Source organism: Frigidibacter sp. RF13 (genome assembly GCF_026626305.1).
Classification (GTDB): domain Bacteria; phylum Pseudomonadota; class Alphaproteobacteria; order Rhodobacterales; family Rhodobacteraceae; genus TMP-24.
On the sequence record NZ_JAPNUE010000001.1, the window covers coordinates 1,110,844 to 1,136,904 of the forward strand.

At 65.7% G+C, this 26,061-nt stretch carries 31 protein-coding genes; 12 read left to right on the plus strand and 19 right to left on the minus strand.

Annotation, left to right across the window (positions count from 1 at the left end; all coding sequences use genetic code 11):
- Window positions 1-15: 15 nt before the first annotated feature.
- Both OU426_RS05485 and OU426_RS05490 read left to right on the plus strand, forming a co-directional pair.
- On the plus strand, window positions 16-594 hold the full coding sequence (locus tag OU426_RS05485; RefSeq protein ID WP_267632847.1) for a nitroreductase family protein: 579 nt from the start codon (window positions 16-18) through the stop codon (window positions 592-594).
- Entirely contained in the window at window positions 591-1,280 is a 690-nt protein-coding gene (locus OU426_RS05490; RefSeq protein WP_267632848.1) for an EI24 domain-containing protein, read from the plus strand. Before OU426_RS05485 ends, OU426_RS05490 begins: the two co-directional genes overlap by 4 nt.
- A 5-nt stretch (window positions 1,281-1,285) precedes the next feature.
- On the opposite strand, the gene OU426_RS05495 is transcribed toward OU426_RS05490, so the two are convergent.
- Together OU426_RS05495 and mce are read right to left on the minus strand one after the other, a co-directional pair.
- Window positions 1,286-1,567 (minus strand): DUF1467 family protein, encoded by a 282-nt coding sequence (locus OU426_RS05495; RefSeq protein ID WP_267632849.1) that lies wholly within the window; start codon window positions 1,565-1,567, stop codon window positions 1,286-1,288.
- On the minus strand, window positions 1,567-1,971 hold the full coding sequence (mce, locus tag OU426_RS05500) for a methylmalonyl-CoA epimerase (RefSeq protein ID WP_267632850.1): 405 nt from the start codon (window positions 1,969-1,971) through the stop codon (window positions 1,567-1,569). Before mce ends, OU426_RS05495 begins: the two co-directional genes overlap by 1 nt.
- A 163-nt stretch (window positions 1,972-2,134) precedes the next feature.
- On the opposite strand from mce, the gene OU426_RS05505 reads away from it, so the two are divergent.
- Window positions 2,135-2,833 carry a response regulator gene (locus OU426_RS05505; RefSeq protein ID WP_267632851.1) on the plus strand — a complete coding sequence of 233 codons (699 nt, stop codon included), beginning with the start codon at window positions 2,135-2,137 and terminating at the stop codon, window positions 2,831-2,833.
- Window positions 2,834-2,870: 37 nt separating this feature from the next.
- Here OU426_RS05505 and OU426_RS05510 read toward each other — a convergent pair whose 3' ends face one another.
- Complete coding sequence (locus OU426_RS05510) at window positions 2,871-3,593, minus strand: GNAT family N-acetyltransferase (protein ID WP_267632852.1); 723 nt, start codon at window positions 3,591-3,593, stop codon at window positions 2,871-2,873.
- 217 nt (window positions 3,594-3,810) lie between these two features.
- Between OU426_RS05510 and OU426_RS05515 the strand changes: the two genes are divergently transcribed.
- Window positions 3,811-3,939: a hypothetical protein gene (locus tag OU426_RS05515; protein ID WP_267632853.1), complete on the plus strand. Its 129-nt coding sequence runs from the start codon at window positions 3,811-3,813 to the stop codon at window positions 3,937-3,939.
- 128 nt (window positions 3,940-4,067) lie between these two features.
- On the opposite strand, the gene aspS is transcribed toward OU426_RS05515, so the two are convergent.
- Window positions 4,068-5,843, minus strand: coding sequence for an aspartate--tRNA ligase (gene aspS / locus OU426_RS05520; RefSeq protein ID WP_267632854.1), 1,776 nt, complete (start codon window positions 5,841-5,843; stop codon window positions 4,068-4,070).
- A gap of 198 nt (window positions 5,844-6,041) precedes the next feature.
- Here aspS and OU426_RS05525 point away from each other — a divergent pair, with 198 nt between their 5' ends.
- A complete protein-coding gene (locus OU426_RS05525; RefSeq protein WP_267632855.1) occupies window positions 6,042-6,338 on the plus strand; it encodes a hypothetical protein in 297 nt (98 codons plus the stop codon).
- Window positions 6,335-7,636 (plus strand): glycosyltransferase family 87 protein, encoded by a 1,302-nt coding sequence (locus OU426_RS05530; protein ID WP_267632856.1) that lies wholly within the window; start codon window positions 6,335-6,337, stop codon window positions 7,634-7,636. The genes OU426_RS05525 and OU426_RS05530 overlap by 4 nt, the downstream gene beginning before the upstream one ends.
- Here the strand turns inward: OU426_RS05530 and OU426_RS05535 are convergent.
- Window positions 7,606-8,232 (minus strand): CPBP family glutamic-type intramembrane protease, encoded by a 627-nt coding sequence (locus tag OU426_RS05535; protein WP_267632857.1) that lies wholly within the window; start codon window positions 8,230-8,232, stop codon window positions 7,606-7,608. The two genes, OU426_RS05530 and OU426_RS05535, sit on opposite strands and share 31 nt — an antisense overlap.
- A gap of 175 nt (window positions 8,233-8,407) precedes the next feature.
- Here OU426_RS05535 and carB point away from each other — a divergent pair, with 175 nt between their 5' ends.
- Entirely contained in the window at window positions 8,408-11,737 is a 3,330-nt protein-coding gene (gene carB / locus OU426_RS05540; RefSeq protein WP_267632858.1) for a carbamoyl-phosphate synthase large subunit, read from the plus strand.
- A 135-nt stretch (window positions 11,738-11,872) separates the two neighbouring features.
- On the opposite strand, the gene OU426_RS05545 is transcribed toward carB, so the two are convergent.
- The 6 genes from OU426_RS05545 to OU426_RS05570 all read right to left on the minus strand — a co-directional run bounded on the left by OU426_RS05545 (window position 11,873) and on the right by OU426_RS05570 (window position 16,866).
- Window positions 11,873-12,910: a GGDEF domain-containing protein gene (locus OU426_RS05545; RefSeq protein WP_267632859.1), complete on the minus strand. Its 1,038-nt coding sequence runs from the start codon at window positions 12,908-12,910 to the stop codon at window positions 11,873-11,875.
- Complete coding sequence (locus OU426_RS05550) at window positions 12,910-13,479, minus strand: heme NO-binding domain-containing protein (protein ID WP_267632860.1); 570 nt, start codon at window positions 13,477-13,479, stop codon at window positions 12,910-12,912. Before OU426_RS05550 ends, OU426_RS05545 begins: the two co-directional genes overlap by 1 nt.
- A 189-nt stretch (window positions 13,480-13,668) precedes the next feature.
- A complete protein-coding gene (locus tag OU426_RS05555; protein ID WP_267632861.1) occupies window positions 13,669-15,222 on the minus strand; it encodes a trimethylamine methyltransferase family protein in 1,554 nt (517 codons plus the stop codon).
- A 97-nt stretch (window positions 15,223-15,319) separates the two neighbouring features.
- Window positions 15,320-16,024 (minus strand): HAD family hydrolase, encoded by a 705-nt coding sequence (locus tag OU426_RS05560; protein WP_267632862.1) that lies wholly within the window; start codon window positions 16,022-16,024, stop codon window positions 15,320-15,322.
- 127 nt (window positions 16,025-16,151) lie between these two features.
- Entirely contained in the window at window positions 16,152-16,472 is a 321-nt protein-coding gene (locus OU426_RS05565) for a VHL beta domain-containing protein (protein ID WP_267632863.1), read from the minus strand.
- Window positions 16,473-16,581: 109 nt separating this feature from the next.
- Window positions 16,582-16,866, minus strand: a complete 285-nt coding sequence (locus OU426_RS05570; RefSeq protein ID WP_267632864.1) for a DUF3572 domain-containing protein — start codon at window positions 16,864-16,866, stop codon at window positions 16,582-16,584.
- Window positions 16,867-16,984: 118 nt separating this feature from the next.
- Between OU426_RS05570 and OU426_RS05575 the strand changes: the two genes are divergently transcribed.
- Window positions 16,985-18,367 (plus strand): diguanylate cyclase, encoded by a 1,383-nt coding sequence (locus OU426_RS05575; protein ID WP_267632865.1) that lies wholly within the window; start codon window positions 16,985-16,987, stop codon window positions 18,365-18,367.
- Between the two features lie 24 nt (window positions 18,368-18,391).
- Here OU426_RS05575 and OU426_RS05580 read toward each other — a convergent pair whose 3' ends face one another.
- From OU426_RS05580 to OU426_RS05595, 4 genes are all read right to left on the minus strand, one after another.
- A complete protein-coding gene (locus tag OU426_RS05580; RefSeq protein WP_267632866.1) occupies window positions 18,392-18,862 on the minus strand; it encodes a periplasmic heavy metal sensor in 471 nt (156 codons plus the stop codon).
- A gap of 1 nt (window position 18,863) precedes the next feature.
- Window positions 18,864-19,226 (minus strand): hypothetical protein, encoded by a 363-nt coding sequence (locus tag OU426_RS05585; protein ID WP_267632867.1) that lies wholly within the window; start codon window positions 19,224-19,226, stop codon window positions 18,864-18,866.
- 4 nt (window positions 19,227-19,230) lie between these two features.
- Complete coding sequence (locus OU426_RS05590) at window positions 19,231-19,830, minus strand: sigma-70 family RNA polymerase sigma factor (protein ID WP_267632868.1); 600 nt, start codon at window positions 19,828-19,830, stop codon at window positions 19,231-19,233.
- An 84-nt stretch (window positions 19,831-19,914) separates the two neighbouring features.
- Entirely contained in the window at window positions 19,915-20,499 is a 585-nt protein-coding gene (locus OU426_RS05595; RefSeq protein WP_267632869.1) for a CREC-EF hand family protein, read from the minus strand.
- Between the two features lie 153 nt (window positions 20,500-20,652).
- Here OU426_RS05595 and OU426_RS05600 point away from each other — a divergent pair, with 153 nt between their 5' ends.
- Together OU426_RS05600 and OU426_RS05605 are read left to right on the plus strand one after the other, a co-directional pair.
- Window positions 20,653-21,069, plus strand: a complete 417-nt coding sequence (locus OU426_RS05600; RefSeq protein WP_267632870.1) for a DUF983 domain-containing protein — start codon at window positions 20,653-20,655, stop codon at window positions 21,067-21,069.
- A complete protein-coding gene (locus OU426_RS05605; protein ID WP_267632871.1) occupies window positions 21,056-21,751 on the plus strand; it encodes an NUDIX hydrolase in 696 nt (231 codons plus the stop codon). Before OU426_RS05600 ends, OU426_RS05605 begins: the two co-directional genes overlap by 14 nt.
- A gap of 9 nt (window positions 21,752-21,760) precedes the next feature.
- Here the strand turns inward: OU426_RS05605 and OU426_RS05610 are convergent, their stop codons facing one another.
- Together OU426_RS05610 and OU426_RS05615 are read right to left on the minus strand one after the other, a co-directional pair.
- Window positions 21,761-22,672 carry a fatty acid desaturase gene (locus OU426_RS05610; protein ID WP_267632872.1) on the minus strand — a complete coding sequence of 304 codons (912 nt, stop codon included), beginning with the start codon at window positions 22,670-22,672 and terminating at the stop codon, window positions 21,761-21,763.
- Window positions 22,665-22,880: a DUF2061 domain-containing protein gene (locus tag OU426_RS05615; RefSeq protein WP_267632873.1), complete on the minus strand. Its 216-nt coding sequence runs from the start codon at window positions 22,878-22,880 to the stop codon at window positions 22,665-22,667. Before OU426_RS05615 ends, OU426_RS05610 begins: the two co-directional genes overlap by 8 nt.
- A gap of 214 nt (window positions 22,881-23,094) precedes the next feature.
- On the opposite strand from OU426_RS05615, the gene OU426_RS05620 reads away from it, so the two are divergent.
- Window positions 23,095-23,955, plus strand: coding sequence for a helix-turn-helix domain-containing protein (locus OU426_RS05620; protein ID WP_267632874.1), 861 nt, complete (start codon window positions 23,095-23,097; stop codon window positions 23,953-23,955).
- A gap of 16 nt (window positions 23,956-23,971) precedes the next feature.
- On the opposite strand, the gene OU426_RS05625 is transcribed toward OU426_RS05620, so the two are convergent.
- Together OU426_RS05625 and OU426_RS05630 are read right to left on the minus strand one after the other, a co-directional pair.
- Window positions 23,972-24,475 carry a lipocalin/fatty acid-binding family protein gene (locus OU426_RS05625; RefSeq protein WP_267632875.1) on the minus strand — a complete coding sequence of 168 codons (504 nt, stop codon included), beginning with the start codon at window positions 24,473-24,475 and terminating at the stop codon, window positions 23,972-23,974.
- Window positions 24,463-24,804, minus strand: a complete 342-nt coding sequence (locus OU426_RS05630) for a hypothetical protein (RefSeq protein ID WP_267632876.1) — start codon at window positions 24,802-24,804, stop codon at window positions 24,463-24,465. The genes OU426_RS05625 and OU426_RS05630 overlap by 13 nt, the downstream gene beginning before the upstream one ends.
- A 132-nt stretch (window positions 24,805-24,936) precedes the next feature.
- Between OU426_RS05630 and OU426_RS05635 the strand changes: the two genes are divergently transcribed.
- Window positions 24,937-25,908, plus strand: a complete 972-nt coding sequence (locus tag OU426_RS05635) for a GlxA family transcriptional regulator (protein WP_267632877.1) — start codon at window positions 24,937-24,939, stop codon at window positions 25,906-25,908.
- Window positions 25,909-26,061: the final 153 nt, after the last annotated feature.

The window sequence follows — 26,061 nt, forward strand, 5'->3', positions numbered from 1 at the left end:
ACCAGGGAGTTGCCGATGCCCAACCCGAACCCCGCCGTAATGGATTTCCTTCTGACCCGCCGTTCGCGCCCGGCGCGGACGCTCTCGCTGCCGGTGCCGGGGCGCGACCAGCTTCTTCGCATCCTGACGGCAGCGGCGCGGGTGCCCGATCACGGCAAACTGGAACCGTGGCGGTTCGTGGTGCTTGAAAAGCCTGCACTTGACCGTCTGGCACGGCTTGCCGCCACTCGCGGGGCCGAAACTGGCCGGGATGCAGAACAGACCGCGAAAGGCGTCGCCCAGTTCACTGATTCAAATCTGACAATTGCGGTGGTCAAACGTCCCTGCTCGACTGAGAAAATTCCAGAAATCGAACAGGTGCTGTCAACCGGCGCGGTTTGCGTCACGCTTCTGAACGCGGCGGCAGCGGAAGGATTCGGCGCCAACTGGCTGACCGGCTGGGTCGCCTCTGATGAGGTGATCTGCCGCGAGGGCTTTGGCCTTCTGCCCGGCGAATGGGTGGCGGGTCTCATCCATATCGGCACCGAAACGTCGGTGCCGCCCGACCGGCCGCGCCCCGATCTTGAGATGATCGTCACCTGGCTGCCCGCATGATCCTGTCGTCCTTCCTTGCCGCCATCGGCCAATTGGGCGACAGGCGCTTCCTGAAGGTCTTCGCGCTTGGCGTCGGCCTCGCGCTTGCGCTGCTATTTGCGATCTATGCTTTGTTCCTGCAACTGATCGGCTGGTTCACACCCGACGCGTTGACGCTTCCGTTCATCGGCGAGGTGCGCTGGGTCAAGGACCTGCTCGGCTGGGGCTCGCTACTTCTTATGATCGGGCTGTCGGTCTTCTTGATGGTGCCGGTCGCGGCACTGTTTTCCGGCCTCTTCCTCGAAGATGTCGCCGATGCGGTCGAGGACCGGCACTATCCGCGCCTCGCCCCGGCACAGGGGCAGAGCTTCTATGAGGGTCTTCTGCGGTCGGTCAATTTCTTTGGCGTGCTGATCGTCGTGAACATTCTGGCGCTGGTGCTTTACCTCTTCGTCGGCCCTCTCGCGCCTTTGATGTTCTGGGCGGTGAACGGCTATCTGCTCGGGCGGGAATATTTCGAAACCGTCGCGGCGCGGCGGCTGGGCCCGACCGAGGCGAAGGCGCTCAGAAAGGCCAACGGCGGCACGGTCTGGCTTGCGGGCGCGCTGATGGCCGCGCCGCTTTCATTCCCCTTCGTCAATCTGGTGATTCCGGTCCTGGGCGTCGCGACCTTTACCCATATCTTCCACCGGCTCACCGGGCGCTGAGGCGCTCAGTTCACCGGGCGGGGGCCAAGCCTGCCGAAGAAGTCGAGATCGTAGATATCGAAGAGGCCCGAGAAGATCACAGCCGCGATCGCGGCCCAGATCACGATGGTGATGATCGTGGTAATCTTCGCCTTCCACAGGATCCGCGCGTCCGAGGGCGCCGAGGCTGGCGTGCCCGGCACCACCTCGCCTGCGTCGGCCTGACTGCCCGGCGTCGCTTGCAGGACGACGAAGAAGACCAGAAACCAGATGACCGCGAAAAGGACGATGCCGCCGGTGAGGTTCATCAGACCTGCTCCAGTTCGATCAGGCAGCCGTTGAAATCCTTCGGATGCAGGAAGAGGACCGGCTTGCCATGGGCGCCGATCTTCGGCTCGCCCGTGCCCAGAACCCGCGCGCCTTCGGCCTTCAGCCGGTCGCGGGCGGCGATGATATCCTCGACCTCATAGCAGAGGTGATGGATGCCGCCCGAGGGGTTCTTGTCGAGGAACCCTCGGATCGGGGAGTTTTCGCCCAGGGGATAGAGGAGTTCGATCTTGGTGTTCGGCAGGTCGATGAAAACCACCGTCACGCCATGATCGGGTTCGTCCTGCGGCGCGCGGACGGCGGCGCCGAGCGTGGTGCGGTACTGCGCGGCGGCGGCCTCGAGGTCCGGCACGGCGATGGCGACATGGTTCAGGCGGCCGATCATTCTTTCCCCCATCCTTGATCGCGGCGAGTTATGCGGCGGCGGGGCCCCGCGCGCAAGCGAAAGACTGTCGCACGAGATGTCCGTTGGCGTTTTACCGCCCGTTAGCCACAAGGGTTCTAGGCTTGCCCCGACGACCCACCCGACTGGACCGCGAGGGCAAGAGATGGCCGACGATCTGACCGAACTACTGGCAACACAGGCGCCGCAGCCGGGCCGCCCGCTTTGGGGCCTGACCGTGCTGGTGGTCGAGGACAGCCGTTTTGCCTGCGAGGCGATGCGGCTTTTGTGCCTGCGCTCCGGCGCGCGGATCAGGCGGGCGGATTGTCTGGCCTCAGCGCGCAGGCATCTAATGACCTACCGGCCCACGGTGGTGATCGTCGATCCCGGCCTGCCGGACGGTTCGGGCCTTGACCTGATCGCTGAGCTCTCTGCCGCGCGGCCCCGCATTCCCGCGATCCTCGGCGCGAGCGGCGATCCGGAGATGGCGGCGGAGGCGCGGGCGCGCGGCGCGGACGGGTTTCTGGTGAAGCCGATCGAAAGCCTCGCCGCCTTCCAACGCGCGATCCTTACCGCCCTGCCCGCCGTCGGCGGCGCCCGGCCGCAGGTGCAGCCGGGCGACCGGATCGAGCCCGACCGGATGGCGCTGCGCGACGATCTGCTGCATGCGGCCGATATTCTCGACGATGCGCCGGATGACGGGCGGCTCGACTATCTGTCGCGCTTCCTTGTCGGTGTGGCGCGCATCGCCCATGACGGGGCGCTTGCCGATGCGGCGGAGGCGATGGCGGGCGATCATGACCGCGCGCCGGGCGAGCTGTCGGCGCTCGTGCGCGAACGACTGGCGGCAGGATCGGCCTTCTGACATGGGCAGCGACCGCGACCGTGACGCGCCTGCGGCCTCAGCCCGCCGCGCGGTCGGGGTCGGTGGTCGCGAGGAACGGACGGGTGAGAGCGGAAAGGCTTTCGCGTTGCTGCCCGGCGGCATCGAAATTCCCGTCGTCCAGCCAGCGGTCGTAACAGGATTGAAGCCCTGCCCAATCGCCATCGGTCATCGCGAACCAGGCGGTATCGCGGTTGCGGCCCTTGTAGATCATATGCTGGCGGAAGGTGCCCTCGTAGGAGAAGCCGAACCGTTCGGCCGCGCGGCGTGAGGGGCGGTTCAGCGCATCGCACTTCCATTCATAGCGGCGATAGCCGTTGGCGAAGGCCCAGCGCATCATCAGCATCATCGCTTCGGTTGCGGCGCGCGTGCCCTGAAGGGCGGGCGACAGGCAGATATGGCCGACCTCGATCGCGCCATGCTCGGGCGTGATCCTCAGGAAGGCGGCGACGCCCGCCGCCCGGCCGCTCGCCAGATCGCGGATCGCGTAGAAACAGGGATCGGGCTTACCTTCCATCCCTTCGGCCCAGAGCCGGTAGTCTCCCTCAGTCGCGAAGGGGCCATAGCCCATGTAGGTCCAGAGGTCGGGCCTGTCGGCGAAGGCCGCATGCAGCTCTGCCGCATGCGCCGCCGCACTCAGCCTTTCGAGGCGGACGAGACGGCCCGCAATCTCGTTCTCATCGGGCCAGCGGGCGGGCTGCCACCCCGCTACGTCCGGCCCTACCGGGGTAGTCGTTGTCATCTTGCCACTTCCTTTTCTGTGCCGATTCGGGCGGGCTTTTCGCGGCTCAGGCTGCCATGCCGCCGCGAGGGGCGCAAAGCGCCGCAGCATGTCCACCGCCATGATATCTGGCGGAAATCGCCCCTACCGCGTCACCCGCATTCCGCATTTCGGCCCCAATTGGCGGCGATCTTTGCCTCATGTGTTTTTCCCGGCCGCCGCCGGACATGAGGTTGAGATGACGGACCGTATTCTGCGTATCGCCCTGAACGAACGGCTTACCCGCGCCGCCCACTGGACTGTGTTCACACTTGGCGCCGCTTCTCTGGTTTTCTCGATCGCGGCAACTGCCGCGTCGGCCCTCTAAGACAAGTTTCTCGCCTGTACCGCGAACGGGTGGCATTACCGCCGCCATACTCACGGTGACGCCGGCAGGCAGCAAAAGGCCCGGGGACCAAACCCCCGGGCCTTTGTCTTTGCCTGAGGCGCGCAGCCTTATTCCTTGGGAATGGTCCTGAGGCGCAGGTCGCGCAGCTGTTCGTTCGTGGGCTCGGAGGGCGCGCCCATCATCAGATCCTCGGCGCGCTGGTTCATCGGGAACATGATGACCTGGCGGATATTCGCCTCGTCAGCCAGAAGCATCACGATCCGGTCGATCCCGGCCGCGCAGCCGCCGTGCGGGGGGGCCCCGTATTTGAACGCCTTGACCATGCCGCCGAAGCGCTTCTCGACCTCTTCCTTGGGGTATCCCGCCAGTTCGAAGGCCTTGAACATGATCTCGGGCTTGTGGTTGCGAATCCCGCCCGAAATCAGCTCATAGCCGTTGCAGGCTAGGTCGTACTGATAGGCATGGACCTTCAGCGGATCGCCATTCAGCGCCTCAAGCCCGCCCTGCGGCATCGAGAACGGGTTGTGGGAAAAGTCGATCTTGCCCTCGTCGGTCTTCTCGTACATCGGGAAATCGACGATCCAGGCGAATTTGAAGCAGTTCTCTTCGGTCAGACCCAGTTCGCGACCGATCTCGTTCCGCGCGCGTCCCGCTACGGCTTCAAAGGTCTCGGGCTTGCCGCCGAGGAAGAAGACGGCATCGCCCTCGCCAAGGCCAAGTTCCACGCGGATCGCTTCGGTCTTGTCCTCGCCCAAGGCCTTGGCGATCGGACCCGCTGCCTCGGTCGTGCCATCCTCAGCCTTCCGCCAGAAGATATAGCCCATGCCCGGCAGGCCTTCCTTCTGGGCGAAGGCATTCATCCGGTCGGCGAACTTGCGGCTGCCGCCGTTGGGGGCGGGAATGGCACGGACTTCGTTGCCTTCCTGTTCCAGAAGCTTGGCGAAAATCGCGAAGCCCGAGCCGCGGAAATGCTCGCTGACGTCCGCCATCCTGATCGGATTGCGCAGGTCCGGCTTGTCGGAGCCGTACCATTTCAGCGCGTCCTTGTAGGCGATGCGCTGCCAGTCGGCATAGACCTTCCGGTCGCCGCCGAATTCTTCGAACAGGCCCTGGATCACCGGCTGGACGGCGGCAAACACATCCTCCTGCTCGACGAAGGACATTTCGATGTCGAGCTGGTAGAAATCGGTGGGCGAACGGTCGGCGCGCGGGTCTTCGTCGCGGAAGCAGGGCGCGATCTGGAAATAACGGTCGAACCCCGCGACCATGATCAGCTGCTTGAACTGCTGGGGCGCCTGCGGCAGGGCGTAGAACTTGCCGGGATGCAGGCGCGAGGGCACGAGGAAGTCGCGCGCGCCTTCAGGGCTTGAGGCCGTGATGATCGGCGTCTGAAACTCGTTGAAGCCTGCCGACCACATGCGGTTGCGGATCGAGCGCACCACGTTCGAGCGCAGCATCATGTTGCGGTGCAGCCCCTCGCGGCGGAGGTCGAGGAAGCGGTAGGTGAGGCGGGTTTCCTCGGGGTAGTCGAGGTCGCCGAAGACCGGCAGAGGCAGTTCTTCGGCCGGGCCGAGGACCTCGACCGCCATCGCGTAGACCTCGATCTCGCCGGTGGGGATCTTGGGGTTCACGAGCGAGGCATCGCGGGCCTTCACGCGGCCATCGACGCGGATCACGGTTTCGGCCTTCAGCTTTTCGATCGCCGCGAAGGCCGGGCTGTCGCTGTCGGCAAGCACCTGCGTCATGCCGTAGTGGTCGCGCAGGTCGATGAAAAGGACCCCGCCATGATCGCGCACCCGATGCACCCAGCCCGACAGGCGGACGCTCTCGCCCGCATGCGATTTATTGAGATCGGCGCAGGTATGGCTGCGGTAGGCGTGCATGGTCGTCCCCTTCAAGAGGCAATCTTTCGGTTCGCGCCGATACACATGGGTGGGGCGGCGAAGTCAAGGGGCGGAACCGCTTCCTCACCCGGCCTATCCAGCAAGATGCCGCACCCCGCCATGCCCCGGGCTTGACGTGACCGAATATTTTGCGCTTTGAGCCACACTGGCGCCAGATTTTCCAGCCAATCGACTGACATGAATACAGAAACAATCACCTTCCGTTCCCTGCCCGCTGTTTCCGGCACATTGGTCGGTCCAAGCGTCGCCAGCTTCACGCACGGTTCGGAGGCGAGGCGGGTCACGCTGTCTGCGGTTCTTGCATCTCCGGCCCTGCTTGCCGCCATATCGTACGGCAACTCCGCTTTGATGGAGCTGAACGCAACCGGTGAACCTCTTGGTGTCGCCGCCGTCGCTCTGTTCGCTCCATTGTTTCTCTTCGGCGTGCGGCGCGCAGCGAAACTGGCGCACGCCGGTCAGGCTGCAGTTTCGTGATCCTGCGCGGCCCAAGAGCCGGGAGCGCGGCCGATCGAGCCATAGCGCTTACGATCCTGGCAGTCTGGGCTCTCGTTCAACTTGTGCTGCTCTGGGACGAATTGCCGGGCGACCTATCGGCGATCTATGTGGCCGGCTGGTTCTGGAACAACGGCGAGCCGGGCCTCATCTACGATGCCCCCCCACATTTCTTCGGTGGCACTCCGCCTCAATGGATCAGCCGCGTCAACGAGATCGGCGGACAAGAGGCCACCGTTTTCCCCTATGTTTACCCGCCACTGTGGGCAGCCCTCGCCGGGCCGCTTACAGGCTGGATGGACGCGTTCTGGTTCTCGCGCACCGTCTATGTGTTTCATATCTCGCTTCTTGTCGCCTGCGTCTTCATCTCTGCACGGTTCGCACGCCCGCGCCTGATGCCCTATTGGACCTGGGCTGCACTCGCGGTCATCGCGCTGGTACTTTCGACGCCAGCGAAGAGTGCGCTTGACCAGAACCAACCGACAATCGCGATGATGTTTCTCCTGCTTTTCGGCCTTGATCGGCTCGTGCAAGGCAAGGATCGTGCGGCGGGCATTTGCCTCGCAATCGCCGCCGCACTGAAGATCACGCCGGTCCTTTTCGTCCTCATCCTTCTGGTGGAGCGGCGTTTCCGCGCCGTGGCTGCCTTCGTGGTTACGGGCGGCCTCCTCGGCGGCCTCAGTCTTTTGCTGTGCGGAACAGAGGCGCACTGGCAGTTTCGCGATGCCGTCCAGCTCGTTTCGGACAATGGCCTGATCTCGGCCGTCAATCTCTCGCTGCGCACCGCGTTCTACGGGGTCGCGGCGATTGTCGGCGCTGTTCCGGCCTTCGATATCGAGAGCCGGAACAGCGCGATTGAGAACCTGCCGGCATGGATCGATATAACTTTGCCGCTGGTCGGAGCCCTGATCATCGGCGGTTGGCTCTTCGCCCTGAGAAAACTCGATGACCCAGCACGGCTGACGCTTGCCTGGCTTACATTCGCTCTCGTCATCCCGCTTTTCGGTCCGCTTGGCTGGCAGCATTATTACCTTCTGCCACTCTTCCTTCTGCCCTCTCTAGTATCGCGACTTCCGAAAGGGTTGCGGTCGCTCGCCGTTGCCGCCGCGCTGATCTCGTCAGCTCTGGTCACACTGCTTCTGACGGCCCTGATGCCCTGGCCCACGATGGGATATGTCTGGATCGCGACGGGCGGGTGGCTGGTGCTGCTTGGGCTCATCCCCTTTGCGCGCGGCGATCAGAGCGACGGTCAGAATGGCCTGACGACATTGCCGGAATAGAAATAGATCCCGAGGCCGAAACCGAAGATGATCCAACCTGCAACCGCGTGCAGGAGAAGCGCGAGCGGGAAGCCGTGGCGCAGGTAGGCCTGTGCGAAAAAAAGCCCGCCCGCGAAGGTCATCACCGCGACCGTAGCGCTCCAATACATGAGATGAGCAAAGGAGAAGGCGGCGGCGTTCAGAAGAAGCGCCCCCTGACCCCTGGGCAGAAGCGGACCGTAGCGGCGGAAGAAGAGCGGACGGAAGATCAGCTCCTGCGGCAAGGCCGACAGGACCGGATAGAGGCAGACGATCATCAGGAAGACGAGCGGCCGTTCCAGCGGTAGCAGGAAGGCGGCCTCGGGCCGGGTCGCGGCGATCACCGCCCCGCTCGCAAGCGCCGTGACGAGGACGAAGAGTGCAATCGGCCGCCAGGGCAGCCCGCCGGAAACAAGCTCGCGCCAGCGAAAGCCCGATGTTCTGGCAAGAAGCACAAGGCCGACCAGGGAAAATACGAAGAGTGCGGGAAATAGCAGCCGGGGCGGCAGGAAAAGCGCGACCGCAAGCGGCACTGCCAGAAAGAGCAGCAGGAATTCCAGCCAAAGCCGCTTGTGCACTCCGCCCTCCCCTCGTCCTGCTCGGCAGAGACTGGCGGCTTCGCACCATCCTGGCAAGGCCAAGGGCGATGCTTCCTGAGCGGGGCGCAATTTCTTCGATCCGGCGCCGGTCGGGCCTTGCGCCCGGGGCGCGCTTGACTATAACCCGCGAAGTTTTGCGCGGAAGGGGGCTGTCATGCCGAAGAGAACCGATATCAGATCCATCATGATCATCGGAGCCGGCCCCATCGTCATCGGACAGGCCTGCGAGTTCGACTATTCCGGCGCCCAGGCCTGCAAGGCACTGCGCGAGGAAGGCTACCGGGTGATCCTGGTGAACTCGAACCCCGCGACGATCATGACCGACCCCGGCCTTGCGGACGCCACCTATATCGAGCCGATCACTCCCGAGGTCGTGGCCAAGATCATCGAAAAGGAACGGCCCGACGCCCTTCTGCCTACGATGGGCGGCCAGACCGGCCTCAACACCTCGCTCGCGCTCGCCGACATGGGGGTCCTTGAAAAGTTCAAGGTCGAGCTGATCGGCGCCAACCGCGAAGCGATCGAGATGGCCGAGGACCGGAAGCTCTTCCGCGAGGCGATGGATCGGATCGGGCTCGAAAATCCCAAGGCCACGATCATCTCGGCCCCGAAAAAGGACAACGGCCGCTACGACATCAACGCGGGCGTCCGCGAGGCGATGGAGGCTTTGGAAGAGATCGGCCTGCCCGCCATCATCCGCCCCGCCTTCACGCTCGGCGGCACCGGCGGCGGCGTCGCCTATAACCGCGACGATTACGAAGCGATCTGCCGCTCGGGCCTTGATGCCTCGCCGGTCGCGCAGATCCTGGTCGACGAAAGCCTTCTGGGCTGGAAGGAATATGAGATGGAGGTCGTCCGCGACAAGGCGGACAATGCCATCATCGTCTGTTCGATCGAGAACGTCGATCCGATGGGCGTGCATACCGGCGACAGCATCACCGTGGCACCTGCGCTGACACTGACCGACAAGGAATATCAGATCATGCGCAACGGCTCGATTGCCGTCCTGCGCGAGATCGGGGTGGAAACCGGCGGGTCGAACGTCCAATGGGCGATCAATCCCAAGGACGGCCGCATGGTGGTGATCGAGATGAACCCGCGCGTCTCGCGTTCATCCGCGCTGGCGTCGAAGGCCACCGGCTTTCCCATCGCCAAGATCGCGGCGAAACTCGCCGTGGGCTATACGCTGGACGAGCTCGACAACGACATCACCAAGGTCACGCCGGCGTCCTTCGAGCCGACCATCGACTATGTTGTGACCAAGATCCCGCGCTTCGCCTTCGAGAAATTCCCCGGCTCCGAGGCGACGCTGACGACTGCGATGAAATCGGTGGGCGAGGCGATGGCCATCGGCCGCACCATCCATGAATCGTTGCAGAAAGCCTTGGCCTCGCTCGAAACCGGCCTGACCGGCTTCGACGAGATCGAAATCGCCGGCGCGCCCGACCGCGCCGCCATCGTCAAGGCGATCTCCGCCCAGACGCCTGACCGCCTGCGCCTCATCGCTCAGGCCATGCGCCACGGCCTTTCCGACGACGACATTCAGCACGCGACCGCCTTCGACCCCTGGTTCCTTTCCCGCATCCGCGAGATCATCGAGGCCGAAGAACAGGTCCGCGCCGAGGGCCTGCCCGCGACCGAGACCGGCTTGCGCAAGCTGAAGATGATGGGCTTCACCGACGCCCGCCTCGCGAAACTAACCGGCCAAAGCGAAGCCCAGATCCGCAAGGCCCGCCTCGCCAAGGGTGTCACCGCCGTCTTCAAGCGCATCGATACCTGCGCCGCCGAATTCGAGGCGCAGACCCCCTACATGTATTCGACCTACGAAGTCCCCGCGATGGGCGATGTCGAATGCGAAAGCCGCCCGTCCGAGGCGAAGAAGGTCGTCATCCTCGGCGGCGGCCCGAACCGGATCGGTCAGGGGATCGAGTTCGACTATTGCTGTTGCCACGCCTGCTTCGCCCTGACGGCTGCGGGCTATGAGACGATCATGGTCAACTGCAACCCCGAGACCGTGTCGACCGACTATGACACCTCCGACCGGCTCTATTTCGAACCGCTGACCTTCGAACATGTGATGGAAATCCTGCGCGTCGAGCAGGAAAAGGGCACGCTGCACGGCGTCATCGTCCAGTTCGGCGGCCAGACGCCCCTGAAACTCGCCAATGCCCTCCACGACGAAGGCATCCCGATCCTCGGCACCACGCCCGACGCGATCGACCTCGCCGAAGACCGCGAACGCTTCCAGAAACTTCTCAACGACCTCGGCCTCAAGCAGCCGGTGAACGGCATCGCCTCATCCGACGAACAGGCCATCGCAATCGCCGAACGGGTCGGCTTCCCGCTGGTCATCCGCCCCTCCTATGTGCTGGGCGGCCGGGCGATGGAAATCGTCCGCGACATGGACCAGCTGAAGCGCTACATCACAACTGCCGTGAACGTCTCGGGCAAGAACCCGGTCCTCCTCGACAGCTACCTTTCCGGCGCCATCGAAGTGGACGTCGACGCCCTGTCGGACGGGAAAGACGTCCATGTCGCGGGGATCATGGAGCATATCGAAGAGGCGGGCGTCCATTCCGGCGACTCGGCCTGTTGCCTCCCGCCCCACAACCTCTCGGCCGAGACGGTCGAGGAGCTGAAGCGCCAGACCGTGCAGATGGCGCTGGCCCTGAAGGTCGTGGGCCTGATGAACGTCCAGTTCGCGATCAAGGACGGCGTGATCTATGTGCTGGAGGTCAACCCCCGCGCCTCGCGCACCGTGCCCTTCGTCGCGAAAGCCACCGACAGCGCCATCGCCTCCATCGCCGCACGGCTGATGGCGGGCGAGCCCTTGTCGACCTTCCCCATGCGCGCGCCCTACCCCGAAGGCGTCGGTCCCGACAGCCCGCTGCCCTTGGCCGATGCGATGACGCTCGCCGACCCGAAGACCCCATGGTTCTCGGTCAAGGAGGCCGTCCTGCCCTTCGCCCGCTTCCCCGGCGTCGACCCGCTGCTCGGCCCCGAGATGCGTTCGACCGGCGAGGTCATGGGCTGGGACCGCACCTTCGCGCTCGCTTTCCTCAAGGCGCAGATGGGCGCCGGCACGCAACTGCCGGACGCGGGGCGCGCCTTCGTCTCGGTCAAGGATCAGGACAAGTCCGAGTCGCTCGCCGAAGCGATCCGCGACCTGATCTCCTTGGGGTTCGAGATCGTCGCGACCCGCGGCACCGCGACCTGGCTTTATGAAAAAGGCATCCGCACGCTGCCGGTGCTCAAGGTCTACGAAGGCCGCCCGAACATCGTCGACATGATGAAGAACGGCGAAGTCACGCTGGTGTTCAACACCACCGACAGCAAGCAGGCCATCTCAGACAGCCGCGACATCCGCCGTGTGGCGCTGATGGACAAGATCCCCTATTTCACCACCGCCGCGGCGGCGATTGCAGCCGTTGCCGCGATGAAGGCGCGGGATGAGGGGTATGGAGTGAGGACGCTGCAGGGATAAGGCCTCGCCCCGATAGGGTCTCGGTTGCACGCGGTTGAAGACCTGGCGCATCGCTGTAGCCGAAAGGCCTTCGCGAAGGCTTTTCGCGCTCGCGTCTCGCTCCCCGCTTGGACCGCGTCCGACGATCAGCGCCGGTCAGGCGCCGGGCTCCGGCTCAGCAGGTCGGCTACTGCCATCCCACACCGTGCACCGCCCTCGCCCGTTGCGCTTCGAGGCATAGGTCGCCTCGTCGGCGTCGCTGTGCATCATCTCGGGGTCGGGACTCGCGTAGAAGCGCGAGAGCGTCACGCCGATCGAGCCCGAGATGCGGCAGGGCTGGCCCTCGTATAAGATCGGCCGCTCCAGCTCCGAGATGATCCGCGCGCCGATCCGTTCCACCCGGTCGGGGTCGGTTTCGCCGCGCAGCAGGATCACGAATTCATCGCCGCCGACCCGCGCAATCGTATCGGATTTGCGGGTCTCTTCCCTCAGCACGCCCGCGACCTCGGTCAGCACCAGGTCGCCCGCCGCATGGCCGAGCGTATCGTTCACCGCCTTGAAGAAATCGAGGTCGAGATGGAGAAGTGCGAATTGCCCCTCGCCGCGCGCCGCCAGAGTGCAGGCGCGTATCAGTTCGGCATCGAGCGCCCGGCGGTTGCCAAGGCCGGTCAGCGCGTCGGTCAGCGCCTGCGCTTCGGAGGCCGCTCGCGCCGCCTCCAGCCGGCGGTTGAGCGCGGCCAGTTCGCCCATCACCGCGGCCTTCACCTCGGTGAGGTACAGAAGCTCGACCGTCAGGTCGGTCGGCGCGAAATCAGCGTTGGTCAGGCGGTAGTCGCGCACCGCCTCGGCAACTGATATGCCGAACGAGAGGTTGAGGATCCAGCCCTGCCCGCCATCGAGCGGCTGGACCTGGCCGCGCAATGTCGTCCCCTGCCCGCGCTTCAGCGTCACGAGGATGCGCTGTCCGCTGAAGGCCTCGACATCGGCCATGCTGAGAAGCGCCCGGGGTTTTTCCACCTCGAAGAGGTCGAGAAACCGCGTACCGATCAGCGGGCCCGCACCGCAGAGTTTCTTCAGCGTCGGCCCGACGGCGCGGACAAGGCCGTTCGGCGTGACCCACAGATACATCGGCATCAGCCTGCCGAGCGCGTCGGTTCCGACAAGAGCCGCATCCTGCACGGTCAGTCCGTCCATCATGCGTCCTCGGGCCGGGCGAGGTCGAAGGCGCGCCCCGAGGCATAGGCGGTCTGCAGAAGCTCCACCTTCACCTTCCGTTCGCCGTCGAGATCGACGAGCGCGAAAGCGCCGTAATCGTCTGCCATCGCCCGGAGGATACCGGCAAAGACCGGGGCGAAACCGGGATGGCCCGCGGCGAAATGCAGGGTGAACTGATCGGGCTCCGGCGCGTCGAGTATCAGATCCGGCAGGCCGATGTCGGCCACCGCCAGCCGCGCCCGCTCGGGCAGTTCATCGACGGTCTGCAGAAAATCGACATAATCCACACCGCCAAACCGCAGGAGCCGCCGCAGCGGTTCGAGCGACACGAGATAGATCCCCAGATCCTCGAGCAAGGCCTCGCGCGGCTTGGCGAGCGCGTCCGCTGCGGCCTCGATCACCCTGTCGGTGAGGTCGTCCTCATAGGTCAGCATCGCCTCGAACCCTTCGGCGCCCACGCCCGCGGCCTCGGCAATGCGCGACCAGAGCGCGGGCCCATAGGTATCGCGCAGGAATCCTTGCAAGGATCGGTTGATCAGCCCGTGCATGCGGCTCTCTTCTCTCTTTCCGCGATCCTAGGAAGCGCGAGTTAAGAAAGAGCGAAGCGCAACACGCATCACCCGCCCGAGCCCGATTTCGCGCCGCAGGCGCGGGGGCGGACGAGAGAAAGGCTTGCGCGGGCCGCAAGGCCCGCGCTCCGCTGGATCAGCACCGGCGAAAGGTGCAGCGCGCCCGGTTCAGAAGTCGGTCGGCGCCCCGCCCTCGGCCTTGCGGCGGGCGACGAAGTCGCTCAGCTCCTCGCGGATGCCCTCATCCATCGGCGGCGGGGTGAAATCGGCCAATATGTCCTTGAAAATCCGGTGCGCACGCTCGGCCGACCAGACGCTGCCGTCCAGCTGCCAGGCCTCGAAATTGCGCCAGTCGCTGGCGAAAGGCTGGTAGAAGGCAGTGGTATAGCGGTCCTGCGTGTGCTGGCAGCCGAAATAATGGCCGTCCGGCCCCACTTCGGCGATCGTCTCGACCGCAATCTCCTCCGGCCCCGTCGCCCAGACCTGCGGCTCCATATAGCGCTGGATCATCTGCAGCACTTCACAGTCCATCACGAACTTCTCGGGGCTGGCGATCAGCCCGCCTTCCAGCCATCCGGCAGCGTGATAGACGAGGTTCGACCCCGACTGGACGGCAGCCCAGAGCGAATTCGACGTCTCCCACATCGCCTGCCCGTCCGGCACGTTTGCCGCGCAGACACCGGACGACCGCAACGGCAGGCCGTAGTACCGCGCCATCTGCCCGGTCATCTGGGTCGCGCGCATATATTCCGGCGTGCCGAAAGCAGGGGCGCCCGACTTCATGTCGACGTTCGAAGTGAAGGTGCCGATCATCGCGGGCGAGCCTGGCGCCACATATTGCAGAAGCGCGATCGCCGACAAAGCCTCGGCGATCGACAGGGTGACCGCCCCCGCCATCGTCACCGGCGCCATGGCGCCTGCGAGCGTGAAGGGCGTCACCACCACCGCCTGACCGGCGCGGGCAAGCCTCAGGGCGCCATCGATCATCGGGAAATCGTGCTTCAGCGGCGAGACCGAGTTGATGTTGGTGAACATCCGGGGTTTCGCTCGGAACGCCTCGTGGCTGAGGCCGCCCGCGATCCGCACCATCTCCATCGCATCTTCGACCCGCTCTTTCCCGAGCGAATAGGCATGGCAGACCTTGTCGGTCAGCGTGAGCTTTTCATAAAGGCAGTCCAGATGACGGACCGAGGCATGGATTTCCACCGGCTCAACCGGATAGCCGCCGGCGAAATGGATACAGTTGAAATATTGGGTCAGCTTGATGAAGGTCCGGAACCCGTCCATGAAGCCCGAGACCTTGCCACGTTCCAGATCCCAGTAGTTGGGCGGCGAGGAGACATTGCCGAAGAGCATCGCCTTACCGCCAAAGGGCAGCGCACGGTCTGGATTGCGCGGGGTGACGGTGAATTCGGACGGCGCCTTGCGCACCATCTCCATCACGAAATCCTCGTCCATGCGGACGGTCTCGCCGTCGACCTTGCAGCCCGCCTTGCGGAAGATCTCCAGCGCCTCGTCGTTCAGGAAGCGGATGCCTATTTCCTTCAGGACACGCATCGCGCCCTTGTGGATTGCCTCGACTCCCTCGGGACCCATCGGCTCGACCGGTCGGTCATGGTTCTGGGGGATGCGCCAGCTCATCTGGTCGATCGCGCGCTTGCCTGCGCGCTCGGCATGGCCACTGCGCCCGCCAGCTCTTTTGCGTTTCAGCTCCGCCACCATGTGCGAACCTCCCCTTGCTGTCCAAGGAATGGGCGCAGGTTCGCGCGGCTTCGCCGCACTTTGCGACGCGAAAGCGTCGCATTTGACGGATTTACTCTCAGGCCGCGATCAGCGAGCCGATCCAGCCCGGCAGCTCGCCGATGGTCGGCAGAACGACATCGGCATGGGGGGCAAGCTCGTCACGGCCCGCTATGCCGGTCAGGACGGCCACGGTCCGCATTCCCGCTGCGCGGCCCGCATGCAGGTCGTGCAGGCTGTCGCCGACCATCGCGGTTTCATGGGCCTGAAGGCCGGTCCGGTCGAGGAAGGCCTGCATCTGGCCGGTAGCGGGTTTGCCACCCCAGCCGCTGTCGAACCCCGCAACGAAGTCGAAATAGGGCGTCAGGCCCGCCGTCTTAAGATGCACGCGCGCCGGTTCCTCGGCGTCATTTGTGGCAAGACCCAGCTTCAGCCCCATCTCGCGGAACCGCTGGAAGAGCGGAACGAGCGGCACGGCGGGCACCATATCGTTCTTCACGGCGAGCGCGTTCAGATCGGCCACCAGAGCCTCGACCGGGCGGTCCGGCGCAAATTCGGACAGCAGGGCGGCAATCTCGGCGACCGTATGGCCGATCACCACGCTGCCCTCGTCGAAACGCCCTGCGCCAAGATCGAAACCCAGAATATCGGCCACAGCGCTGCGCGTCTCGGCCGACGGTCCGGCCAGCCGTTCGATCACCCGCGCGGTCCAACCGCCCCAGGTCGAATGGAAATCGAAGAGCGTTCCATCCTTGTCAAACAGCAGTCCGCGGATTTCGGCCATTCCATCCTCCCCAGGCGATCCGCCGGACCATTTCCGATTCCGGCGGCGGGCGCAATGGGAAGCAACCGGGAATCGGCGAGGGGCGCGAGTTACCGGAACCCCGGCAACCGCGCATCGCGATCAGGCCTCACCTGACGCCAATGTCGATATCGGCATCGACCAGAAGAACGGCCTTGCAGGCACCCCCGTCACCTTCGATTGCCCAGACATGGCTTGTGAAGGTTGGCTGTTCGATCTGCGCTCTTGGCGCGATCTCGGTATAAAGCGTTGCCGCGCCGCTGAAATCTATCCAGTAGAGCCGCAAAACTTCCGCATCCGAGCGATTGGTGATCACCAAAACGCGGGCCTGATCGGTCTGCGCCGAGGTCAGGCCGGCGGTATTGCAGGCGGCATGGCCGGTCATGGGCAGGGCCAGAAGGGCAAAGAGTGGCAGCGCAAATCTGGACATTTTCGGAACCTCGGCAAGCCGCCGCTTTGATCGCCGGCGGCGGCGAGGTTAGCATTGAGGCCCGATCTTTGGAAACCTGTCGTAGCTCTCTGACGGGCGGCGGGAGCCTTCAGGCCCAGTCATCCAGCGCCGCCCCCGGCAGCGCGGCGCGCGCCGCGCGCGGCCGGTCATAGGCAAGTCCCGTGTCGTCGCAGAAGCCGGTGATCCAGGCGTCATCCATCAAAAGGAAATCCAGAACCGCCGCCAGAAATTCCGGCTCGCCCGCGCGCTGCCGCATCTCGTCGATGGTGACACCGCTCGCCCCCATGAAGACCGGAAACAGCTCGTCCTGACCAGCAAGCCAGGCGAGAGCTTCCGCCGCGATCAGTTCGGCACTTTCCCGCTGATGGGCCATCCTAGCTTCCGATCCTGAAAGTTTTCCCCAAAGCCTACCCATTTCTGGAAAGCATTTCTTAACCATTGCGAACGAAAGATGACCGCACCGGGTGCCAGTATTCCTATGGAGCGGGGTTGTGACAGGCAAGATACTCATCGTGGATGACGTCGCGACGAACAGGATCGTCCTGCGCGTCAAACTCGCATCGGCCTATTACGACGCGCTGCAGGCAACCTCGGGCGCCGAAGCCCTGCGCATCGCCGATGAATGCCGCCCCGATCTCATCCTTCTCGATATGGAACTGCCCGATGTCTCGGGGATCGAGGTCTGCCGTTGCCTCAAGGCCGATCCGGTGACCCGCGACATTCCGGTGGTGATGATCAGCGCCTTTCAGGACAGCGAGCGGCGGATCGAGGCGCTGCGCGCGGGCGCCGAGGATGTTTATTGGAAGCCGCTCGACGAGTTGGTCCTGATGGCGCGGATCCGCAGCCTTCTGCGCGCCTGCGAGGCGCGCGAGCAACTGGGCCTGCGCGACGGAACCTATCGCGAGTTCGGTTTCGCGGAACCCGCGCCGGACTATTTCGGGCCGGGTCTTATCGGTCTTGTCGCCGCGCGGGTGGAAACCGCTCTGCGCTGGAAGCGCGAGTTGCAGCCCCATCTCAGCGACCGGCTCCTGGTGTTGGACCGGGATGCCGCACTTGGCGAGATCGCCGAGGGCGACGCGCCGGACCTCTTTGTCGTCGCGGCTGATCTCGGCCGCCCGGGCGATGGCTTGCGCTTCCTGTCCGAACTCCGCTCGCGCCAGGCGACGCGGCATTCCCGCGTCTGTCTGGTTCTGCCCTCGACGGCGCGCGACATGTCTGCGACCGCGCTCGACCTCGGCGCAGGCGACCTGATCGATAGCGGCGCGGAGCCCGAGGAAATGGCCCTGCGCATCCGTACCCAGCTGCGCGCCAAACGTCAGGCCGACCGTCTGCGCTCCAACGTCGCCGATGGCCTGCGGCTTGCGATGACCGACCCGCTCACCGGGCTTCACAACCGCCGCTATGGCCTGTCGCACCTCCAGCGCATCGCCGAACATGCCCGTCATGGCGGCCGCTCCTTCGCGGCGCTCCTTCTCGACCTCGACCGGTTCAAGACGGTGAACGACACCTGGGGCCATGCGGCGGGCGACGCAGTACTGGTCGAGGTCGCGCGGCGGCTGAAGGACAATCTGGCGGCAGGCGACCTTCTGGCGCGCATCGGCGGCGAGGAGTTCCTGATTGCCCTGCCCGATATCGGCTTTGAACAGGCGCATGCCGTGGCTGAGCGCATCCGCCGGGTAATCGGCGATCATCCTGTCCGACTGCCGGGCGGCGGGCAAGTGGCGATGACGCTCTCGATCGGCCTCGCCATGGGCTGTTCGCGCCCCGAAAGCGAGGAAACAACGGCGGTATTACTTGACCGCGCCGATCAGGCGCTGTTGGCAGCCAAGGCCGAAGGCCGCAATCAGGTCACGGTGCACCGGACGGCCGCCTGAGCGGTTTTCCGGCGCTGGTGCCTCTCACGGCCGTTTCCCGATCTCTGCGGCGATCCGCGCCCCAAGGTCGCGCCGGTCCTCGGCCGACAAGCTGCCCAGATAGTCGAGGAAGACCTGCCGTCCCTTCACCATCCGGTCACGGCTTTGTTCGGCCTGCCGGTCGAGGATGGCGGCGGCGGCGGCAGGATCCCAGCTTTCAGCCTGCAGAACTGCGGCGAGGGCGGCGAAATCCGCCCTGACCGCATCGCGCATCGCCCGATAGTCGGGCGCGACCGTGCGGAAGCGGCGGAACAGCTCGCGCCGGTCGGCGTGGCTGAGGCTTTCGGTGATCGGTCCGAAACCCACATCGGGGCCCATCATGCCGCCCCGGAGGAACGGATGACCGCCCGCCATCCGGCCGACGACGAGCCCCACGAACAAGAGGTTGAGCGCGAGCGAAAGATAAAGCGCGAGGCGCAGCTTTCCGCCCTGCCTGCCTTCGGTCTCATCCGTCATGTCAGCCTCCCGCCTCGGCGCCGTCGCCGGTTCCGAACATATCGCCCGTGCCGGGCATCAGCTCAACCGTTCCGGCCGAGGCCGCCGCCATCAACAGCCCGCCCGGATCGGCCAGACCGATCCAGGCGCCGGCCAGTGTGGCCGTAACAAGCCCGCCCGCGCCGCGCCAACCGCCGATCGCCCGGGCGATCTCGGCCCAGAAACCGGACGCGGGCCGGGGTTGAGCAATCGCAGCGGTAACAGCTTCGGGCGCGGGTTGTATCGCCGCACCTGCCGCCGCGACGCGCGCCAGAAATCCGGGCGGCGGGCTTTCGTCGCCGCGTGCCCGGGCCAGCATCAGATCGAAATCGCTCTCGTCGCTCATCCTCTCACCCTTCCGCATATCCAAGTGCCTGCCGCTCGCCCGCCAAAGCCTCGGTCAAGGCCCGTTTGCCACGCGCCGTCAGGCTTTCCACCGCTTCGGTGCCGATCTCCATGATCGCCGCAATCTCGGGGTTCGTCAGCCCCTCGATATGGCGCAAAACCACGGCAAGCCGCTGGCGGTCCGGCAGTTGAGCGAGCGCGCGCGACAAGGCATCTTCGCGGTCCCGCGCCATCAGCCGCGCTTCGGCCCCCGGTGTGCCGTCGGCCAGAACAAGCGCCGCCTCGATCGGCTCGGCCGGGCGGCGTCTCGCCAGATCGGTGGCGAGATTGGCGATTACCCGATAGAGCCAGCTGGTGACCTGCCCGCCCTCCGGCCGCCAGCCTGGCGCCGCGCGATAAAGCCGGATCATCGCTTCCTGCGCGACATCCTCGGCATCGGCGCGGCTGCTGGTCAGGCGCAGGGCAAACCGGAAGGCCGTGGGCCCGTACCGTTCCGCAATGGCCTGCGCGGCGCCGGGGTCGCCCGCACCGTAAGCGCGGAGCAAGGCTTCATCGGCGCCTGCCGACGCTTCAGCTGTCCTTTCGGTGTCAGCGGCCTGCACCATGCTTTCGTCTTAGACCCCTGCCCCGAAGACCGCAATCTTGAGGCCGCGCGCGAGTGAAGGCCCGCGCGCGGCCGACCTCACCCGTTACTCCTGATCGTCATCGCCCCAGGGCCAGAAGGGCATACCGCGCGGGCCGTCGCCGTCACCCCAGCCATGGCCGTGACCGTGGCCACCGCGCCCGAACCGGCCCCCGCCCTCGCCGCCGCCGCGCATGGCACGCATCGCCTGAAGCTCTTCCTTGCTGACGGCGCCGTCACCATCGGTGTCGAGCCGGTCGAAGATCCGTGCCATTCGGTCCTCGGCGGCAAATTCCGCCGCGCTGACCTTGCCGTCGCCGTCACTGTCGAGGTCGACAATCCGGTGACGCGCCATCTTCGTCATCCGTTCCTGCATATGCACAGTCATCTGGGCTGCCATCTCTTCGGCGGTAACGAAGCCGTCGCCATCAGCGTCAAGACCCGCAAGGCGCGCGGCCTTCAGTGCTTCGGCCTCTTCCTTCGTCACCTTGCCATCGCCATTGGCATCGGCCTGATCGAAGAGCGCTTCCGGCCCGCCCATCATGCCCGGGCCGCCCATGCCCATTCCGCCACCGCCGCCGCCAAAGGCAAACACGGGGACCGCGATCAGGACGCCTGCCACGAGCGCCAGCGAAAATCCGGTCTTGGTCATCTTTCTCTCCTTGCCAAGCGAGCCGGTCCTTCCGGCCCCATGTCTGTAGAACGGCGGGGCCGGGACTTTCCGTCGCAGTGGATGACAGTTTTTTCAGCGCAGTCTGCGGCGCGGCGGCATTTCCCTTGCCGGCCATCCCTGTTATGGGGGGGCATGACCGATCTTTCGCTCAGCACCGCCACCGATCCCGAGGCGACCGACCGCCCGGTCAAACCCGCACTCTGGCGCGGCTGGCGCGGGCGCTGCCCTGCCTGCGGCGAGGGGCGGATGCTGGAGGGCTACCTGAAGGTGCGGCCCGCCTGCCCCGCCTGTGGCGAGACCTTCAGCCATCACCGCGCCGATGACGGGCCGGCCTATATGACCATCCTCGTCGTCGGCCATCTGATGGCGCCCCTCCTGATGTGGGCTTTTGTCGAGTTCCGGCCCTCGCCCTGGGTACTGGTCACGATCTTCACCGCAGGCTGTGTCGGGCTGTCGCTCTTCCTGCTTCCCCGCTTCAAGGGCGCGCTCGTCGCGCTGCAATGGGCCAAGCGGATGCACGGGTTCGGGGCGCCGGATGGGCGGGACTGAGGTGCAGGACCTGCAGCCGCGCCCGGCGGCGACTGTCATCCTCGTCCGCCGCGACGGGTCCGAGCCGACCGTCCTCATGGGCCAGCGCGGCGCGGGGGCGGTGTTCATGCCGTCGAAATATGTCTTCCCGGGCGGCGCGGTCGATGCCGCCGACGCCGATGTGACCCTTGCGGCAGGCCTCGGGCCGGTCTGCGCGGCGCGGCTTGGCTGGCAGTCCGACACGGGGCTTGAAAACGCGCTCGCCGCGGCCGCCGTGCGCGAACTCTGGGAAGAAACGGGCCTCGCGCTTGGCGCGCCGGGGGCTGCCCCCGAGGGCTGGAGCGGGTTCGAGACCACAGGCCTCGCGCCCTCAGCCGCGGCGCTGCGCTTCTTCTTCCGTGCCATCACCCCGCCCGGGCGGCCGCGCCGGTTCGACGCGCGCTTCTTCCTTGCCGATGCGGCAGCGCTTCATGCGGATCCCGACGATTTCAGCCGGGCATCGGACGAGCTGTCGCATCTGCATTGGGTGCCGGTGGCCGAAGCGCGGCGGCTCAACCTGCCGTTCATCACCGAAGTCGTGCTGGCGGAATTGTCGGCGCTGCTGGGCGCCATTGCACCCGGCGCGCCGCTGCCCCCGCCGCCCTCGGTACCCTTCTTTGACAATTCCGGCCCGGTGCCCACCTTCCGCCGGATTGCCGCCTGACCGCTCCTGTCAATCGCTGCCGGGTCGCAGCGGATGCGGCACGGGATCCTTCGCGCGAAAGAAATGCGCGCGGAAGATTTCACCGTAATTGCGGTAAAGATAGCTGTCGTTGCGTCTGAGATAATCCGCCCGGTGGGCGCGATAATGCGACGGCAAAAGGTACCAGGCCAGCCCGGGCTTCGTGTGATGAACGACATGCAGGTTGTTGTTCAGAAAGAGAAACGGCAGCACCCGCCCGCCCTCGACAATCACAGACCGGCAGCGCGCGATCTCATGCGCGCGATGTTCCAGATAGGTGCGTATCTTCAGGATCGACAGGCCCGCATAGGCCGAGATCAGATAAGCCCACCACGCCATCTCTGCCGCGTGCAGGATCAGGGAAAGCAGCGTCAGACCTGCGAGATGCAGTGCCCAGTCGCGGGCAATGGCGCGGTCCCCCCTGAAGATTGCGCGCAGGTCAGAGGGCACGAAGGTCGCGCAGGCGATGGCCGGGCCGACCAGCATCCGGCCGAAGAGCGTATTGTTGAAGCGCAGAAGCGCCTTGAAAGGCCCCGGCAGCCGCGCCCAGACCAGCGGATCCTGAAAATTGCTTTCCGGATCGTCATAGGGATCGGTCAGATGCTCGTCGCGGTGATGCGCCAGATGCAGGTCGCGGAAGCGGCCATAGGGGAATAGCAGGCCGAGCGGCAGCGAAACCAGCGCCTCGTTCAGCGCCCGGACAGGCGTCGGATGGCCATGCAGCACCTCATGTTGCAACGAGGAATGAAGCGTGATCGCCAGAATGGTCATCGCCATGCCAAGCGGAAGCCAGAGGGCCGCGCCCCAGCTTACCCCCAGCCACCAGAGCGCATAACAGCCAGCGATCAGCGCAAGCGTCGGCCATTCGACAGCAGATGCCTTCGGGACCGCGCGCTCAGTCACGGCCGACCTCTGCCCGACCCCAGCGCACGCCTGCCCAGATACGTTCGTAGATGACATAGCAGCACAGGCCGATCAGCGTATTGATCAGCGCCATCACCCCGCCAAGCGACGCCGAACCGGTGAGAAGCGCGCCGACCAATGCCATCGAGGCGAGCCCGAGAAGGCTCCACAGCACCGCCTTCACCAGGGTCCGCTGCCGCGTGTCCATGTCCGCTCCCTGCAAGCCGCCCCGGGCGAGGGCGGTCAACGATCCTGTGCGGGAAGGCACCACGTCGGCTCGGCGGAACCTGACGGAGCGTCGACCTCGGCCTTGCCGCGGCGCGCTGTCAGCACCTTCCCCTGTTCATCTCGCACCGCCCAGCCGCTCGTGAACATTCGGAATTTGATTAACAACTTTCACCAATAGTGATATTTGTAACCACATGATTGAAAAAACCGACAAACGCAGCCGAGCCGACCTGTTCCGGCAACGGTTGGAGCGCGGCATGGCGGAAAAAGCCCTGAGCCAAAGCGGGCTCGCCCGCGCGGTCGGCGTCGACCGGTCGACCATCTCGCAGCTGCTGGGCGATCAGGGCGCACGACTGCCGAATGCCCAGGTGGTGGCGGAATGCGCCGCAACGCTCGGCGTATCGGCCGACTGGCTGCTCGGCCTCACCGACCGGCCGGAACGGCTGGCCGACCTGCTCGCCGCCTCGCTGACGATCACCGAGGCGCCGCGCGCACTGATCGACGAGCGGATCTTCGGCTGGCACCGCGAGGCGGCGGGCTACAAGATCCGCCATGTGCCCGCGACCCTGCCTGACATGCTGAAGACCCGCGCGCTGATGCGCTGGGAATATGAACCACAACTCGGCCGTACCGCCGATCAGGCGATCGGCGCCTCGGAAGACCGGCTGAGTTGGATGCGTCAGGCGCGGTCTGATTATGAGATTGCCATTCCCTGTCACGAAATCGAGGCGATGGCGCGCGCCGAAGGCTACTACCGGGGTCTCGACCGCGCACTGCGGATCGAACAGCTCGACCGGCTTACAACGCTCTATGCCCAACTCTACCCGACGCTTCGCATCTATATCTACGACGCGCGGCGGGTCTTTTCCTCGCCCGTCACCATCTTCGGCCCGCTGCTGGCCGTGCTCTATCTCGGCCGCAACTATATCGTCTTCCGCGACCGGGAGCGGATCGACGCGATCTCAGCCCATTTCGACGGGCTGGTGCGCGAGGCCGGGCTCGGCGCGCGGGACTTTCCGGACCTGCTGGCGCGCCTCAGGGCAGAGATCGGATAAGGACAAGAATCGACCGTCATCGCAGAACCTGAAGCTGCGAAATGTCGTATCCGTTAAAGTCGAGCACCTCGCGTGCGGCAGTTATGAGGTCGTCTCGCGCCTGACCCGGCCGCGCAAGGATGCCGCCGAACCCGCCATTGGGCGTGCCAAAAGCCGCGACCCGGTAATCTGCATCGACCCAGAGGATCCAGATTTCTTCGGCGCCTCCCGGGCCGTCGCGCAAGACCCGCCCCGGCCCGGATAGTCGCGCCGCGGTCCGGTAGCCGGCAGCACCGCTTAGAGTACAGCGCGTCCCCGTAACCACAAACGCCGCGGCTCCTATCCGCCACTCCTCATCCAGCACGCCGCAGCGCGCCGCGTCGCCGAAGGCGCCGACGATCTGCCACTGCCCCTGAAAGCGCGCAGGATCGAAAGCGGTCGAGGAGGAAATCGGCACTGACAGATCTCGGAAGCCCGCGGGACGCTGCGCAGGCACGCACGCCGCCAGAGCGCAAAGCGCCGCCAGCGTCATTCGATACATTGGGTCACCACAATGCCGCCGTCGTTCAATATCTCGTTGCAGCCCAGAAGCGGCGTGATCGGCGCGCAGGTGTGCGAGCGTGCCAGACAGGCGCTTTCGCAATCCCGCCCGCTCGAACAGGCCTTGCCCGCATCGCGCGGCACGCTCTGACACAGAAAGCCGCCGCTCGCATGAACGAACTCGCCGCCCGAGCGGATGCACTGGGCATGAACCCCATCGGTCGCTGCCTCGCCCACCGGCGCCAGCGCGCCCTTGTCGGCGCCGCCGACCTTGCAGCCAGCAAGCAGAACCAGTCCAAGGAATGCCAGAACTCCAAAACCCGACCGCATGTGCCCTCACTTTTCCACCGCCGCGTCAAACGTGCGCGACCCTCGACGGTTCACAGCCGGAAGGCAAGAGGCGACGGTCGCCGTCGGCCTACACGATTGCCTGAGCCGGACAAACACAATACGAAATACTGGATGAAAACCGAAAGCTCGCTCTTCACCCGCGACCCCGCCACCCTCTCGGTCGGCGTCCTCGTCATGCCGGAAGCCAACGCTTTCTCTCTTGCCGCCTGTGTCGATCCGATGCGCGCGGCGAACCGCAAGGCCGGCCGCACGCTTTTCCGCTGGACCTTCCTGTCGCCCGCTGCCGCACCGGTGCCCCTGACCGCCGGGTTCGAGATCGCGGCGCGCCCCCTGCCCGACCAGGCCGATTTCGACCTTCTCGTCATCGTCGCGGGTTTCCGCCTCGAGGAACAGTCAAGCCCAGACCTTCTCGCGCGCCTCCGCCGCCTTGCCCCGCAAGTCCGGGCCATGGCGGGCGTCGATGGCGGCAGCTGGTTTCTGGCCCGCGCCGGGCTTCTCGATGGCCGCGCCGCGACAACCCATTGGGAAGACCTCGAAAAGTTCGCGTCGCGCTTTCCGTCGGTCGATGTCCGGCGCGACCGCTATGTGATCTCGGGGCCTGTGGTCACCACCGGCGGCGCCGCGCCCTGCCTCGACATGATGCTCGCCCTCATCGGCAGCCGCTGGGGCGCCGACCTTGCGCTCCGCGTCGCGGGGGCCTTCCTCTACGAGCCGCTCCATGCAGGCTCCGTCCCACAGATGGCGATGCCCGCCGCCCGCATCGCCCGCGCCGATCCCGCCCTTGCCCGCGCCATCGCGCTGATGGAAGATCATGTCGACGACCCCCTGCCCATCGCCGAGATTGCCCGCCGCATCGGCCTCTCGCAGCGGCGACTGGAAATGCTCTTCGCCGAACGGCTCTCGCTCAGCCCGGGTCGCTTCTTCCTCGACCTCCGTCTCGACGAGGCGCGCCGCATGACTGTCGACACCGGTCTTTCCTTGCAGGAAATCGCGCTTCGCACCGGCTTTGCCAGCCAGACCGCCTTCGCCCGCGCCTTCCGCGCCCGCTTCGGCGCCACCGCCTCGTCGCTCCGCCGGGGCTGACCCCGGCCATACTCTTTCGTTTCCAAATATCCCGGGGGAGCGCGAGGGGGCCGCGCCCCCTCGCACGGGTCGGCCCGCGCAAAGCGGGGGACGGAACGTTTGGAGGGCCAGGGGGGGGCCGGGTGCGCCCCCACGATCGCCGCCCGCCCCTCG

Bases quoted from the DNA above. Each gene is read 5' to 3' on its own strand.
- OU426_RS05485 (WP_267632847.1), top strand. From the start codon at position 16: ATGCCCAACCCGAACCCCGCCGTAATGGATTTCCTTCTGACCCGCCGT.
- OU426_RS05490 (WP_267632848.1), top strand. From the start codon at position 591: ATGATCCTGTCGTCCTTCCTTGCCGCCATCGGCCAATTGGGCGACAGG.
- OU426_RS05495 (WP_267632849.1), bottom strand. From the start codon at position 1,567: ATGAACCTCACCGGCGGCATCGTCCTTTTCGCGGTCATCTGGTTTCTG.
- mce (WP_267632850.1), bottom strand. From the start codon at position 1,971: ATGATCGGCCGCCTGAACCATGTCGCCATCGCCGTGCCGGACCTCGAG.
- OU426_RS05505 (WP_267632851.1), top strand. From the start codon at position 2,135: ATGGCCGACGATCTGACCGAACTACTGGCAACACAGGCGCCGCAGCCG.
- OU426_RS05510 (WP_267632852.1), bottom strand. From the start codon at position 3,593: ATGACAACGACTACCCCGGTAGGGCCGGACGTAGCGGGGTGGCAGCCC.
- OU426_RS05515 (WP_267632853.1), top strand. From the start codon at position 3,811: ATGACGGACCGTATTCTGCGTATCGCCCTGAACGAACGGCTTACCCGC.
- aspS (WP_267632854.1), bottom strand. From the start codon at position 5,843: ATGCACGCCTACCGCAGCCATACCTGCGCCGATCTCAATAAATCGCAT.
- OU426_RS05525 (WP_267632855.1), top strand. From the start codon at position 6,042: ATGAATACAGAAACAATCACCTTCCGTTCCCTGCCCGCTGTTTCCGGC.
- carB (WP_267632858.1), top strand. From the start codon at position 8,408: ATGCCGAAGAGAACCGATATCAGATCCATCATGATCATCGGAGCCGGC.
- OU426_RS05545 (WP_267632859.1), bottom strand. From the start codon at position 12,910: ATGGACGGACTGACCGTGCAGGATGCGGCTCTTGTCGGAACCGACGCG.
- OU426_RS05550 (WP_267632860.1), bottom strand. From the start codon at position 13,479: ATGCACGGGCTGATCAACCGATCCTTGCAAGGATTCCTGCGCGATACC.
- OU426_RS05555 (WP_267632861.1), bottom strand. From the start codon at position 15,222: ATGGTGGCGGAGCTGAAACGCAAAAGAGCTGGCGGGCGCAGTGGCCAT.
- OU426_RS05560 (WP_267632862.1), bottom strand. From the start codon at position 16,024: ATGGCCGAAATCCGCGGACTGCTGTTTGACAAGGATGGAACGCTCTTC.
- OU426_RS05565 (WP_267632863.1), bottom strand. From the start codon at position 16,472: ATGTCCAGATTTGCGCTGCCACTCTTTGCCCTTCTGGCCCTGCCCATG.
- OU426_RS05570 (WP_267632864.1), bottom strand. From the start codon at position 16,866: ATGGCCCATCAGCGGGAAAGTGCCGAACTGATCGCGGCGGAAGCTCTC.
- OU426_RS05580 (WP_267632866.1), bottom strand. From the start codon at position 18,862: ATGACGGATGAGACCGAAGGCAGGCAGGGCGGAAAGCTGCGCCTCGCG.
- OU426_RS05585 (WP_267632867.1), bottom strand. From the start codon at position 19,226: ATGAGCGACGAGAGCGATTTCGATCTGATGCTGGCCCGGGCACGCGGC.
- OU426_RS05590 (WP_267632868.1), bottom strand. From the start codon at position 19,830: ATGGTGCAGGCCGCTGACACCGAAAGGACAGCTGAAGCGTCGGCAGGC.
- OU426_RS05595 (WP_267632869.1), bottom strand. From the start codon at position 20,499: ATGACCAAGACCGGATTTTCGCTGGCGCTCGTGGCAGGCGTCCTGATC.
- OU426_RS05600 (WP_267632870.1), top strand. From the start codon at position 20,653: ATGACCGATCTTTCGCTCAGCACCGCCACCGATCCCGAGGCGACCGAC.
- OU426_RS05605 (WP_267632871.1), top strand. From the start codon at position 21,056: ATGGGCGGGACTGAGGTGCAGGACCTGCAGCCGCGCCCGGCGGCGACT.
- OU426_RS05615 (WP_267632873.1), bottom strand. From the start codon at position 22,880: ATGGACACGCGGCAGCGGACCCTGGTGAAGGCGGTGCTGTGGAGCCTT.
- OU426_RS05620 (WP_267632874.1), top strand. From the start codon at position 23,095: ATGATTGAAAAAACCGACAAACGCAGCCGAGCCGACCTGTTCCGGCAA.
- OU426_RS05625 (WP_267632875.1), bottom strand. From the start codon at position 24,475: ATGTATCGAATGACGCTGGCGGCGCTTTGCGCTCTGGCGGCGTGCGTG.
- OU426_RS05630 (WP_267632876.1), bottom strand. From the start codon at position 24,804: ATGCGGTCGGGTTTTGGAGTTCTGGCATTCCTTGGACTGGTTCTGCTT.
- OU426_RS05635 (WP_267632877.1), top strand. From the start codon at position 24,937: ATGAAAACCGAAAGCTCGCTCTTCACCCGCGACCCCGCCACCCTCTCG.